This window comes from Agathobaculum sp. LCP25S3_E8 (assembly GCF_052117165.1).
GTDB lineage: Bacteria > Bacillota > Clostridia > Oscillospirales > Butyricicoccaceae > Agathobaculum.
In genome coordinates this window covers 32,259-44,178 of the sequence record NZ_JBQKJR010000025.1, presented here as the reverse complement: position 1 = coordinate 44,178, position 11,920 = coordinate 32,259, and the positions used below count along the sequence as shown (strand labels likewise).

The following is an 11,920-nucleotide window of genomic DNA, read 5'->3' as shown; positions in this document are numbered from 1 at the left end:
CTTCCTTAAATTCTTTGCTGTAACGTTTCATTGCGATCCCCTCCGTCTCTGTTCGTTCAGTTTAACAGATTTTTGGGGAATTTGCGACTGCACTTACAGGGTACTACTCCACAGTAAGGTTTTTGTAAAATCGCTGGCAAACAGCATCCCCACCACCTTTGAGTGCAAGGGCCAGGTCGTGTAAATCCATCCCTTCGCCCAATACCAGTGCATTACACACGACATCAAAACTGGCCTGCGGGAGTGTCAGAAAGGCATCAAACTCCAAAATCAGGGACTGTTCTCGTTTTTGAGGTTTTGCCATCCTGATATAAAATTGCTCTATTTCACTGTGATAGAATGGAAGGAAGTCCATACCAAACCACCCTTGCAGTTGTGCAATCAATTCCTTGGAAGAAATCCCCTCACAAAGTGCAGGCAGTCCACATACAATCAGAAGATTTTTCAAAAAGTCTTTTCCGTAATAATCACCTGAAATCAGGCTGGCATACAGTATACTTTCCAGGTGTTCTGTATGGGCTGTTGCGGTGTGCATTGCAGCACTCAGGAACGAGTCATCCACCACATCTGCAAACTCACTCATAGCCATCACCCCCTCTTTACGGACGAGTTGGTTGAGTGTCCATAACTGTTTGACGGTTTCCATACACTCCAGCTTCGCTTCCTGACTGCATAACAGCCGTGATGATAAATACCCTGCATCCAGTGTAATTTGCATAACCATAACGCTCCTTTTTTCACTAACGAATGTGTTTGACTGTATCGTAGCATATATACAATCAACAATAAAGACAACAGTATGTCGTTTTAATATTCATAAGCACCCCAGACTATTTGCATCGCAGAAGTCGTGCAAATTACCATGACAAACTATTGTCGTTATTCCAGATATTCGGATGCTATACTGACTATAGCCAACCATCAGTGAACCGTATGAGTAACGGAAAGGAGTTTTTTATGGATTACAACGATAAAATCAGAAACGAGGCTATGTGCCGATTGGAGCTTTTACACGGTCAGGGACTTGATCCAGCCGTTGTGGAAGGCTACAAAACCGGAAAACGATACTTTGCTCGCAAAGTGGCAGACAACGCAGTACTGCATTACGAAATCAGTCAGGAGGCAAAGGTAAGCCGTGCCGTTGAGAAAATCGAAGCGGAATACCACGCTCATGTCTACTACGCTGTCTGCAATGAAACAGTTTGGGGACTGCTTGTAACCATGTTGGCTGTAGATATGGACTATCCAGAGGAGTGGGAGGACGAAAGAGCACAAATGGGCGAACAGTGGGCTACCGGTTACGCCTATGATGTCAGCCACGATTTTTCCGAGGTCGGCAGTATGCCCTATCAGATTTTGGATCACGCTCTGATTCGCAAAGGGTAATCAAGGCGGGATGGCTTCATCCCACCTTTTGCTTTTATCGTGTAATGCGGAGTTCTGAGCTTGTCATAGGCTGCACTTTCAGAGGAGGTATTCTTTTTATGTGCTGCAATCATCAAATTTCTTTAGGGAACGAGCGGGCTGTTTCCCATGTTCCTCAATTTGACCAGCTGGCAGGATTTTCAAAACCATATGCCGCAATACTGTTTTCTCAAATCCAAGATGAAACACTGGCTTTGGCGTTAACAGGGGCAAGCTCAGCTGTAAAAGAACGCATTTTACAGCTGGTGACACCGGAGCGAGTACAGACACTCCAAGCGATGTGCAGCCAATTTTCCGGTTCTGCTAACACAAAGGATATAGAGATGGCACAAAGAACCATTTTGCAGCAGCGCAAACAGGTGCTTATAGAACGGGGATGGATTACGCCAGTATAGGATGGTATCATGTCCGGACATACGAAAGGAAGGTCTGATCAATGCAGATATTTATCTATGAAAAAAGTATGCGGGATCGGTATCGAGGCTGTCTCGTAGGAGGGGCTGCTGGGGATGCGCTTGGCTATACGGTGGAATTTCTGACGTTGGAGGAAATCCGGGCACGCTATGGCGCAGATGGTATTCGAGATTATGAATGTACAGATGGGATGGCATTGATTTCCGACGACACCCAAATGACACTGTTCACTGCCGAGGGTTTACTGCGTACATGCCAGCAGAGTGACCCTATTTTATCCTGCCCATCGTGTATTTCCGCCAGTTATCAGGACTGGTTGATTACCCAAACGAAACCATTTTCACCAAATAAGATTCACACATCTCAGCTTCTTTCTTTGCCGGAACTGTACCAAAGACGGGCACCGGGTAACACCTGCCTGGATGCCCTTGAATCCGGGCGGGTTGGTTCTATTACTAACGCCATCAATCAAAGCAAGGGTTGTGGCGGAGTGATGCGTGTGGCACCCATTGGTCTTTTCTTTGCCAAGCCTGATACAGCCGGAACACTGGCTGCAACTGTTGCCGCACAAACGCATGGTCATGTTCTGGGGTATCTTCCGGCGGGAATTTTAGCCTGGTGCATTTCGAGGCTATCTCATGGCGAAAAAACAGAGCTGGTCGAGACAATTCGTAGTGGACTGGTGTGGGCAAAAAAGAAATTTTCCTTTGCGCCACAAGAATATGCAGTGTTGGAGGAACTGGTAGAGCGGGCAATTTTGCTTGCAAACGAAAAAATTGACGATACAATCGCCATAGCTTCTTTGGGTGAGGGTTGGGTGGCAGAAGAAACGCTGGCCATTGCGGTCTACTGCGCCATCCGCTATCGGTACAACTTCGGAAAAGCACTCTGTGCAGCGGTCAACCACAACGGAGATAGCGATTCCACCGGTGCAGTGACAGGAAATTTGCTGGGAGCCTCCCTTGGACTGAAGCAGTTGCCCAATCAGTACCTGCAATCATTGGAGTTAAAAGAAACCATTCTGGAGTTTGCTGACCAACTCTATCGCAATACGCAGCTGGAGAAATCACCTGGTAAAAATAGTAATTTGTAAGTACACACCGATCCCATCAAGAAATCACAACCGTATTGTCGTTTACAAATGAAACTTTTTTTGGAGAAAGCAGAGATTGGATGATTTCCTTTGCAAATTTCTTGCTTACCGTTGTATCCCATTCCGCCAGTCGCACAATCTCTGCGATGTTGGCTTCAAAATCAAACGAAATCTCGCCCCACTCGCCGTCGTTGTCCACCTGATACAGGTAGACAGCGGCGGCGATTTTCTTTTTGCGTTTGGTGTGGGATTTGCGCTTCAGCCGGATCATGTGAAGTACCCTGGCTTCTGTCAGTAAACAGGCCAAATGCTCCACAGCTTTGCGGTAGGCCCGTTCTGCGCCGCTGGCTGTGCTGCCCTCAAAGAGGATTGCCAGTTCTTCAAAGGTCAACCGGGTGCTGAGTGGGCTGACCCGTCCACAGGTCATACAGATGGCATTTCGCTTTTCCAAAAGGGTCTGCTCCCGGTAATTCAGCTTTTCAAACGCTCCTCGGATGGCTTCAGCCTGAATGCCGTTCCAGAGAATCCCCGCATAATCCCAGTGGTCATCCCGGCTGACATCCTCGCCGGTTTCTTCGCTATCCTCATCCTGTACGGTCTGATAAAATGGAACACGGCTTCGGTTTAGCTTGGCCAATGCCAAAAATTTTGCTGCGGTTTCCTCGGTGTAACTATTTTTCTGGGCATATTTCTGGATTGCCTCCTGCTTAGACTGACCGGATTGATTATAGAGCCAAGCAATCCCACGAACAGCCTTGTACTCATCCACATTTTCAAAGGAACCGGCCTCCTCCTGCATCCGGCAGGTCAAAAGAGCGTTCCCGATAAAATGATGGGCATAGGTCAGAAAATCCGCCCCTTGTGCGGGATCGTATCCCCGGAGACAATCCAGCATGGCAAGCACACAGCCCATTTTGTAGTACAAAAAGCGTTCCGGGTCATAGCGATCCAGCCCCTCCCGCAGCAGGAAACGGCGAACACGGCCATTAAGCCGATTTTCATAGCAGTGCAGGAAAAAGGAAAACCAGCGCAAATTATGGCGCTGTACAGCCTCAAGGATGTAGTCGTTTAGGTTTCCCAAGATAGGCGGTTCGGGGTCAAGCTGAAAGATGCGTTCCACTTCCCGCATGGTCACGCCCCTGGGTTCCGTCAGAAAGCTGTATTTGGCACAGTAAGAAGACAGATCCCATGTCCACGCTGTATCCATTTTCCCTCACCGCCTTTCTGATATTTTGCTACTTATTTCTTTTTTACTGCTTCTAAAAGTGCATCCTGGGTCATTTCCTGCTCATAGACAGTGCTGGCATAACGCTGATCTGAAAGCGCACGGAGCATCTTATCTTTTGCCAGCTTTTTCATAGCTGCTGCCGTTCCTTCATCCAGCTTTCCACGACGGGTGCTTTGCAGGATGGTGTTCATCCGGCGGGTATAAATGGCCTTGATGGGGTGATCGTCTGCAAGCTCCCGCTGCTCCCGGCCTCTCAGATTGCCGATTTGTCGGCACGTCCGTCCCCGCTGGTCGCCGGGAGCCTGACCGCCGCAGTATTTGGTATGCCGTGCATCAATGGTGAGAAACCATCTGCCGCAGATGGGACATTTCTTGGGTGCATGGCCCACACAAAGCCCCTCAAACAGATCGGAACGGAACATCCCCACAAAGGAGACATAGTGCATCCGCTTGACCAGCTGAGGCTCCGTCTTTCCGGGTCGAGTAGCGGCTACATACTGCACCGAAGCATTGGTCAGGGTCATCCAAGCCGGGTTATCCAGCGACAGAGTTGGCTCACTTTTGAAGAACTGCCCGAACATTGCCGCATAACCGTCCGAGGTACGGTCATAGCCGGGTTCATTCAACCGCTCTGTAAATTTCGTCAGAGCCTCCTTGTATTGCCCCAGAGAATAACTCAAATGCCCCAGCACCTGCGCTATTCGGACGAGCATTGTTGCCTTGCTGTGCTGACCAGTCAAAGCACAAATCAGCTGCTCCTGCTGGGTAAGCTGCAAATAGGCTTTGGCGTCCTCCATATATTCCTCGGAAAAGATGGCTGCAAGTTTTTGCTCAAAATAGCTTCGATTCAGGCGGGAGAACGGTGGTGTGGCCTGCAAAAAGGAGATGATCTCGCCGGTGGCCTGCTGCACCTGTGGCAGCAGCTCCATATCCAAAGAACCGGTGTTCATCCCCTGAAGCAGCTGGTTCAGCACATTGCAGGGAGTATCCAGCTTCTCAATGGTGCTGTCTGGAATGTTCAGCACCTCGCAGCCAATGGTTCCCGTGGGCATGGTGCTTCCCTCATAGGTCACGGTGTCCTGCCAGAAATCCAGCGACAAAACTGCATGGTTGATGATCTGATCCATCTTCTCCCTCCTGTCATGTTTTTTTATTTTCATAATAGCACACAATTAAATTTTTGTCATGTTTTTTGAAAACGGCTTGTCATGTCATTAGCCTGTTTTTTTCGATTTTCCCCATAACCTATACAGAGGGGTGAGAAAACTGCCCCATCAAAAAGGAAATGGAGGGAATCTATATGAATTTGTTTGAAGTGGTGAAAGCCAGTATCAACACACAGGAAGCAGCGCAGACATATGGAATCGATGTCAACCACCATGGCATGGCACTGTGTCCGTTCCATAATGACCGTCATCCGAGCCTGTATGTATCGGATGACCACTACCACTGTTTCGCCTGTGGGGAGCATGGGGATGTGATCGACCTGACCGCCAAGCTGTTTGACCTTCGGCTGTATGATGCGGCCCGAAAACTGGCGTCGGACTTTCACCTTGCGCCGGACAAGCCCTTGCCGGAAGCCATTCGTCGGAAAAAGGAACACAAAACCAGAGCACAGCAGCTTCGTGAGAACGAGCGGCTGTGCTTTTCTGTTTTGAACGAGTATCGGCGGCTGCTCCTGGATTGGAAAAAACGGTATGCACCGCAAGCGCCGGAAGATGTGCCGGACGAGCGGTTTGTGGAAGCCTGCCACCGTCTGCCATGGGCAGAGTATCAGCTGGACATCCTTTTGCAAGGCGATTCCTATGAACGAGGCGAAGTCGTGAGCGAACTAACGGCAGACGGATACATCCGCAAATTACAGGCCCGCCTGAGAAAGGAGCGATACCATGAACAACCCTGTTTGGATTGATGAGAAAGGGAAAATCATCGAGCCGGAATATTGCCGGGATTTCCTGTCCCGGCATCCAATGCGCTGTATCAATGACCGTTTTTATACCGTGGACGGCCCGCTGCCGGATGAGAACAAATTGAAGCGGACGATTTATGAGGAAATATCGCCCTGGCTCCATGACAAGGTTGCACAGACGGTGGAGCAGGTAATCAAAGCGTTGAAGCTGGCGGCATACGCAGACCCGTTGCCCCTGCAATGTGACCGTATCCATGTGGCGAACGGCACTTGTTTTCTGGAGGGCATCTTTACGGAGAAAAAAGAGTATTGCAGCAACCGTCTGTCGGTATCCTATCGGGCTGATGCTCCGGCACCGGAACACTGGCTGCGTTTCCTTTCGGAACTGTTGGAGCCAGAGGATATTCCCGCCTTGCAGGAGTATCTGGGCTACTGCCTGATTCCGTCCACCAAAGGACAGAAAATGCTCATGCTGATCGGCAAGGGCGGCGAGGGCAAAAGCCGGATCGGTGTGGTGATGAACGCCATTTTCGGGCTAAATATGAACACCACTTCCATCCAGAAAGTAGAGAACAGTCGTTTCGCCAGAGCCGATCTGGAGGGCAAGCTGCTCATGCTGGACGATGATTTGGACATGAATGCCTTGACCAAGACCAACTATGTAAAATCCATCGTGACCGCAGAACTGCGGATGGATTTGGAACGGAAACGAGAGCAGAGCTACCAGGGGCTGCTTTATGTGCGTTTTCTCTGCTTGGGCAATGGGGCATTAACTGCACTTCATGACCGCAGCGACGGTTTCTTTCGCCGCCAGATCATTCTAACCACCAAGGACAAGCCTGCGGATCGGCTCGATGACCCGTTTCTTGCCGAGAAATTGATTGCCGAAAAAGAGGGAATCTTCCTCTGGATGCTGGAGGGGCTGCGTCGGCTGATCGCCAATCGCTATCACTTTACCATCAGCCAGAGAGCCAAGAACAATATCTCTTCCGCTGTTCGGGATGCCAATAACATTCTGGACTTTCTCGATTCTGAGGGTTATGTGGCATTCAAGGCCGATTATGAAGCCAGCACCAAAAATCTGTATGCAGCCTATAAGCGGTGGTGTGAGGACAATGCAGAAAACCCGCTGTCCCCAAAGAGTTTCGCAAACCAGCTCAGTCAAAACGCAGAACGCTACCATTTGGAACCGGTCAGCAATCTGCACATCGGCGGCGGAAAGCGGTGCCGGGGGTATATGGGCATTTATGTTCTGCTCTCGCCTATGGAGTTGTAATGAAACTTCAAAACCTTCTGTTCGTGCGTTCATGCGTTCCTGATCGGGTGTAGCCTGTGGAACGAAGGAACGCACGAACGCAAAAAATCAAAGTTTATTTTTATATTGTTCGGCTCAGAGGGCGCTCTAAAATCCGCACTTCCCAATCAATGGTTGTGCAAACAGTGAAAAACACTACCATAAGCAGAACACAAATCATCGTTCGGTGATTTACAGAACGGTGATGGTAGTATGCGGAAAGGTAGCTGTTTTCACGGTTTCGCTTGCAAGCCCACCTAATCGCAAAGTCGATGGGGTACTGTTGCGGACAGTTCTTCACAGGCGCAATCCTGAGTAATTTTTAAGAAGCAATCAAGATTTACTGTACCGTGCAGCGTGTGTGCCCCACGGCAAACTAACTTTACGAAAGAATGAGGTATTTTCTATGAAATCCAATTTGAGAAATGAAATCAAGTCGTACATTGTGCGTTCCGGCTACACGATGCAGGAAGTCGTTGACCGGCTTTCTGAGGATTACGGTTGGAGCGACAGCGTTTCCAACCTGTCCAATAAGCTCCAGCGGGAGTCTCTGCGGTATGTAGAGGTGGTACAGCTTGCCGATGCCCTTGGCTATGACCTCGTATGGCAGAAACGGAGGGACAAATAATGTCCACCGTTCTTACCCGCCGTATCTCCCGTCCCAATCGAAAAATCCGCAGATTTGGAGATGGATGGCAGAGTGGATTTGCAAAATCTGCTCTGCCTGTGGGCGGCAGAATTGAAGCAATCAAGATTGCGGAGAGGCTGTCGGTCACACCGCCTTTTGAGGATTTGGGTGCTACACACAAGCCTCTAAAGGCGGCAAGGCATCCGCAGATGCCGCATTCCCCCTCGGAGAGCCCACGGCACTTTGCAGCCCTTCGGGATGAAAGTGTCATAGTGGGTTATTACACTTCCCGCAGGAAGTGCATCCCCGTCCCCCAGCCGTCTGCCGCACAATGGAAAGGAGCTGATTTGTATGGCCAGAAATGACGGAATCGACCGCACCTTTGCCCGTAACCAGGACTTGCCCACGCTTGATGATGTGGCAAAGGTGCAGGAACACAATGAACGAGAAAAGGACAGCTACTCCAACCAGGATATTGATACTACCCAGACCTACCGGAATATTCACTTCAAGGCTCCCACCGGCAGCTATGCCGCTATGTTCGATCAGATGATTGCCGATGGGATTATCTCCATCCGTGGCCTGAAAGCCGATGCGGTGAAATACGGGGAACTGATTTTTGATGTGAATTCCGCTTACTTCCACAACCACGGTGGATACGAGTATGCCAAGCAATTCTACACCGACGCATACAAAGCTGCCGTAGAGATCGTGGGCGGTGAGCAGTATATCCTCTCTGCCGTCATGCACGCAGATGAACGCAACCGGGCCATGTCGGAAGCTCTGGGGCAGGATGTGTACCACTACCACCTTCATGTGGTCTATGTCCCGGTGGTGGAAAAACAGATTCTTTGGTCGAAGCGGTGCAAGGATAAGTCCCTTGTGGGTACAGTCAAGGAAACGATCATGCAGGTCAGCCGCAGCAAAAAGTGGGAGTCAAAAGTTGCTCTGGATGAACAGGGCAATCCGCTTCTGACCGCCAAGGGCAAGAAAGTCCTGCGAACATCGTACAGTGTCCTGCAAGACGATTTCTTCAACTATATGAAAGCTGCCGGATATACCGATGTGGAGCGTGGAGAGCGTGGCAGCACTGAAGAACATCTGACTGTGACCCAGTTCAAGGTGGCACAGGAGCAGCAGCGTCTGGAAGATGTGACCGCCCAAATCGCTCAGACAGAACAGGCGCTGGACACCGCACAGGCTGCCGTTGAGAAAAAGCACAAGGAGCTGCAATCCCTGCAAAAGCAGGCCAAAGAACAGCGTACTGCCGCCCTGACGGTACAGGAAATCCGCTCCATGGGGAAAAAGACGATCACCGGCAACATCACTCTGACCCCATCCGAGTGCAGTACACTCAAGGATTATGCGGTCAACGGGATTCGTGCCAAGGCGGAAAACAGCCGTTTGGAAGAAAAACTGCAAAGCGCACAAAAAAGTGCCGCTGTCTGGAAACAGCGATATGAGTCGCTGAAAGAACAGGCGCGGCCCTATCTGGAAGCTGTCAAGCTCGCACCCGAGAAGGTGCGGGCTTTTATTGACGCCATTTTAACCCGGACCCGGCAAACAAGGCAGCACGATCAACCTTCCCGCCGCAAATCGCAAGATATGGAACTTTAACAGAAAGGAATTTTTGCTTATGACCAATCTGACAACAAAACTCAATAAGCTGATGCTCGATGATTCTCCTTCGGAAAAGCTGATTAACGCTTGTGCTGAAATCGATATTGAATCCTGCTTTGACCCGATTTTTGAACCGCCGATTGATTTTCTGGAAGAATGCCGGAAACGCTGGGAAAACCTAATGAATCCTTTTACAGGTACGGTAGAACGAAAAATCGGAAATACCTGGTATCTGCTGGAGACTGTATGTGACGGAAATGAGCCGCTTACCCACAAGGTAAAACGGCTCATTTTCTCGGATAAGGAGGCGCTTTGTTCATGACACAGACTCAAATTCATGCTACAATATCACCATGCACACCGATTCTGTCAGCTGACCCAACCGTAAAGGAGGACGCTATGTTGGATCAGCAGAAAATCACCATCCTGTACTGCCGCCTCAGCAATGAGGATGCACTGGATGGAGAATCAAATTCGATACAGAATCAAAAAGAGTTTTTAACCCGGTACGCAGCCGAGCATGGCTACACCAACCTGAAAATTCTGGTGGATGACGGATATACGGGAACCAATTTTGACCGCCCCGGCGTGCAGGAAGGCTTTGCACTGGTTAAGCAGGGGCTTGTCGGTTGCTGGCTGGTCAAGGATCTTAGTAGGTTTGGCCGAGATTACCTGACCGTTGGACAGTACACGGACATCATTTTCCCCAGCTACGATGTGCGTTTTATCGCCGTCAATGATGGTGTGGACAGTGAGCGGGGCGACAGCGACGGCTTTGCCGCTATCCGTAATTTGTTCAACGAATGGTATCCACGGGACACCAGCAAAAAAGTCCGAGTCGTATTCCGGCAGAAAGGCACCAGCGGAAAGCATCTGGGAAAACCGCCCTATGGTTATCGCACTGACCCTGCCGATAAAGACCATTGGATCATTGACGAGGATGCCGCCCCAGTAGTCAAGCGCATCTTTGACTTGGCCATTGACGGCAAGGGGCCGGAACAGATTGCCCGTATACTGGAGAAGGATAAGGTGTTGACTACCAAGGCGCTGTATGCCAAACAGTCGGAAGACCATCCTGACCCAAAAAAGCGTAAGAAAATGCCGGAGCGCCCTTACCATTGGATTGGTCAATCGGTTGCGGGTATTCTGGAACGGATGGAGTACACCGGCTGTACCTGCAATTTCAAGACCTATTCCAAGTCCTATAAGCTGAAGAAGCGGATTCCCAATGCCATCGAAGATATGTGTATCTTCCCTGATACGCAGGAAGCAATCGTTTCTCAGGCTCAGTGGGACAGGGTGCAGGAGTTGCGAAAAAACAAACGCCGTCCCACAAAAGCGGAACGGCAGGGATTGTTTTCTGGGCTTCTGTTCTGTCCTGATTGCGGGAATAAGCTGCACTTTGCTACCTGCAAGAGCTTTGACGGCAAGCAAGACCATTATGTATGCTCCAGCTACAAAAGCGGCCGAGGCACCTGTTCTGCACACTATATCCGGGAAGATGTACTTCGAGAACTGGTGTTGGAACGCATCCGTGCGGTCAATGCCTATATCCGGCAGGATGTGGAAGGCTTTCAGGAAGAATGGCTGCAATGCCGCCGTTCCGATCAGGAACGCAGCATCCGTGAAGATCGGAAGCGAGTGGAGCAGGCCAGGAAGCGGCTGACTGACCTGGATGTTCTTCTGTCCCGACTCTATGAGGATTTCGTCCTGGGCGATCTGAGTAAGGAGCGGTACAAGAAAATGACCGCCGATTACGAGGCAGAACAGGAGCGGTTAAAACTCGAAATCGAAGTGACGGAAGAATGGCTGGAAACACAGGAAACCATGAATGCAGATGTAGATGCCTTTGTCGCCCTGACCCAGAAGTATGTGGATGTGCCGGAATTGACACCTACGATAGTCAATGAATATATCAAGAAGATTGAGGTGTTTGCGCCGGACAAATCCAGCGGCAAGCGTGTACAGAAGGTAAAAATCTATTTCAATTTTGTGGATGACGTAGAGATTCCTGTGATTTCCGAGCCTGTTGTTGCGAAATCTACCCCTGGACGCAGAAAAACGGCGTGACCATTATGGTCACACCGTTCTCTGCCCCTCGCAAAGCTAAATAGTACCTTATCACTATTAAGCCTTGTGGCTTCGGGGTTTTCCGGTGCGATATCTTTTTTGGTCGCACAATGTGGTTGCGGGGGCTGGACTTGAACCAACGACCTCCGGGTTATGAGCCCGACGAGCTACCAACTGCTCTACCCCGCGATATAAGACCTTCATTTGAAGTGCTTATATACTATACCACGGGATATGGT

13 protein-coding genes and 1 tRNA gene are annotated in these 11,920 nt (G+C 49.9%); 10 read left to right on the top strand and 4 right to left on the bottom strand.

Annotated elements, in window-relative coordinates:
- Positions 1 to 103: 103 nt before the first annotated feature.
- Positions 104 to 718, bottom strand: a complete 615-nt coding sequence (locus ACTQ34_RS09920) for a hypothetical protein (RefSeq protein WP_441363671.1) — start codon at positions 716 to 718, stop codon at positions 104 to 106.
- Positions 719 to 957: 239 nt separating this feature from the next.
- Here ACTQ34_RS09920 and ACTQ34_RS09915 point away from each other — a divergent pair, with 239 nt between their 5' ends.
- From ACTQ34_RS09915 to ACTQ34_RS09905, 3 genes are all read left to right on the top strand, one after another.
- Positions 958 to 1,386, top strand: coding sequence for a hypothetical protein (locus tag ACTQ34_RS09915; RefSeq protein ID WP_441147660.1), 429 nt, complete (start codon positions 958 to 960; stop codon positions 1,384 to 1,386).
- Between the two features lie 98 nt (positions 1,387 to 1,484).
- A complete protein-coding gene (locus ACTQ34_RS09910; RefSeq protein ID WP_162611453.1) occupies positions 1,485 to 1,820 on the top strand; it encodes a FliG C-terminal domain-containing protein in 336 nt (111 codons plus the stop codon).
- Between the two features lie 41 nt (positions 1,821 to 1,861).
- Positions 1,862 to 2,932 carry an ADP-ribosylglycohydrolase family protein gene (locus tag ACTQ34_RS09905; protein WP_242969558.1) on the top strand — a complete coding sequence of 357 codons (1,071 nt, stop codon included), beginning with the start codon at positions 1,862 to 1,864 and terminating at the stop codon, positions 2,930 to 2,932.
- Between the two features lie 16 nt (positions 2,933 to 2,948).
- On the opposite strand, the gene ACTQ34_RS09900 is transcribed toward ACTQ34_RS09905, so the two are convergent.
- Both ACTQ34_RS09900 and ACTQ34_RS09895 read right to left on the bottom strand, forming a co-directional pair.
- Complete coding sequence (locus ACTQ34_RS09900; protein ID WP_441363670.1) at positions 2,949 to 4,139, bottom strand: hypothetical protein; 1,191 nt, start codon at positions 4,137 to 4,139, stop codon at positions 2,949 to 2,951.
- Positions 4,140 to 4,171: 32 nt separating this feature from the next.
- Complete coding sequence (locus tag ACTQ34_RS09895) at positions 4,172 to 5,287, bottom strand: DUF6076 domain-containing protein (RefSeq protein ID WP_441363669.1); 1,116 nt, start codon at positions 5,285 to 5,287, stop codon at positions 4,172 to 4,174.
- A gap of 173 nt (positions 5,288 to 5,460) precedes the next feature.
- On the opposite strand from ACTQ34_RS09895, the gene ACTQ34_RS09890 reads away from it, so the two are divergent.
- The 7 genes from ACTQ34_RS09890 (at position 5,461) to ACTQ34_RS09860 (ending at position 11,681) form a co-directional block, all read left to right on the top strand.
- On the top strand, positions 5,461 to 6,072 hold the full coding sequence (locus ACTQ34_RS09890; protein WP_441363668.1) for a CHC2 zinc finger domain-containing protein: 612 nt from the start codon (positions 5,461 to 5,463) through the stop codon (positions 6,070 to 6,072).
- On the top strand, positions 6,050 to 7,345 hold the full coding sequence (locus ACTQ34_RS09885) for a DNA primase family protein (RefSeq protein WP_441363667.1): 1,296 nt from the start codon (positions 6,050 to 6,052) through the stop codon (positions 7,343 to 7,345). Before ACTQ34_RS09890 ends, ACTQ34_RS09885 begins: the two co-directional genes overlap by 23 nt.
- A 424-nt stretch (positions 7,346 to 7,769) precedes the next feature.
- A complete protein-coding gene (locus ACTQ34_RS09880) occupies positions 7,770 to 7,991 on the top strand; it encodes an LLM class flavin-dependent oxidoreductase (RefSeq protein ID WP_441363666.1) in 222 nt (73 codons plus the stop codon).
- On the top strand, positions 7,991 to 8,356 hold the full coding sequence (locus ACTQ34_RS09875) for a hypothetical protein (protein WP_441363665.1): 366 nt from the start codon (positions 7,991 to 7,993) through the stop codon (positions 8,354 to 8,356). Before ACTQ34_RS09880 ends, ACTQ34_RS09875 begins: the two co-directional genes overlap by 1 nt.
- Entirely contained in the window at positions 8,343 to 9,608 is a 1,266-nt protein-coding gene (locus ACTQ34_RS09870; RefSeq protein WP_441363664.1) for a plasmid recombination protein, read from the top strand. Before ACTQ34_RS09875 ends, ACTQ34_RS09870 begins: the two co-directional genes overlap by 14 nt.
- Positions 9,609 to 9,627: 19 nt before the next feature.
- Positions 9,628 to 9,933, top strand: a complete 306-nt coding sequence (locus ACTQ34_RS09865; protein WP_040212687.1) for a hypothetical protein — start codon at positions 9,628 to 9,630, stop codon at positions 9,931 to 9,933.
- Positions 9,930 to 11,681, top strand: a complete 1,752-nt coding sequence (locus ACTQ34_RS09860) for a DUF4368 domain-containing protein (RefSeq protein ID WP_441147446.1) — start codon at positions 9,930 to 9,932, stop codon at positions 11,679 to 11,681. The genes ACTQ34_RS09865 and ACTQ34_RS09860 overlap by 4 nt, the downstream gene beginning before the upstream one ends.
- A gap of 113 nt (positions 11,682 to 11,794) precedes the next feature.
- On the opposite strand, the gene ACTQ34_RS09855 is transcribed toward ACTQ34_RS09860, so the two are convergent.
- Positions 11,795 to 11,870 (bottom strand) — tRNA-Met (locus tag ACTQ34_RS09855).
- Positions 11,871 to 11,920: the final 50 nt, after the last annotated feature.

Excerpts from the sequence above, each read along its gene's own strand:
- ACTQ34_RS09920 (WP_441363671.1), bottom strand. The coding sequence starts at position 718 with ATGCAAATTACACTGGATGCAGGGTATTTATCATCACGGCTGTTATGC.
- ACTQ34_RS09915 (WP_441147660.1), top strand. The coding sequence starts at position 958 with ATGGATTACAACGATAAAATCAGAAACGAGGCTATGTGCCGATTGGAG.
- ACTQ34_RS09910 (WP_162611453.1), top strand. The coding sequence starts at position 1,485 with ATGTGCTGCAATCATCAAATTTCTTTAGGGAACGAGCGGGCTGTTTCC.
- ACTQ34_RS09905 (WP_242969558.1), top strand. The coding sequence starts at position 1,862 with ATGCAGATATTTATCTATGAAAAAAGTATGCGGGATCGGTATCGAGGC.
- ACTQ34_RS09900 (WP_441363670.1), bottom strand. The coding sequence starts at position 4,139 with ATGGATACAGCGTGGACATGGGATCTGTCTTCTTACTGTGCCAAATAC.
- ACTQ34_RS09895 (WP_441363669.1), bottom strand. The coding sequence starts at position 5,287 with ATGGATCAGATCATCAACCATGCAGTTTTGTCGCTGGATTTCTGGCAG.
- ACTQ34_RS09890 (WP_441363668.1), top strand. The coding sequence starts at position 5,461 with ATGAATTTGTTTGAAGTGGTGAAAGCCAGTATCAACACACAGGAAGCA.
- ACTQ34_RS09885 (WP_441363667.1), top strand. The coding sequence starts at position 6,050 with ATGAACAACCCTGTTTGGATTGATGAGAAAGGGAAAATCATCGAGCCG.
- ACTQ34_RS09880 (WP_441363666.1), top strand. The coding sequence starts at position 7,770 with ATGAAATCCAATTTGAGAAATGAAATCAAGTCGTACATTGTGCGTTCC.
- ACTQ34_RS09875 (WP_441363665.1), top strand. The coding sequence starts at position 7,991 with ATGTCCACCGTTCTTACCCGCCGTATCTCCCGTCCCAATCGAAAAATC.
- ACTQ34_RS09870 (WP_441363664.1), top strand. The coding sequence starts at position 8,343 with ATGGCCAGAAATGACGGAATCGACCGCACCTTTGCCCGTAACCAGGAC.
- ACTQ34_RS09865 (WP_040212687.1), top strand. The coding sequence starts at position 9,628 with ATGACCAATCTGACAACAAAACTCAATAAGCTGATGCTCGATGATTCT.
- ACTQ34_RS09860 (WP_441147446.1), top strand. The coding sequence starts at position 9,930 with ATGACACAGACTCAAATTCATGCTACAATATCACCATGCACACCGATT.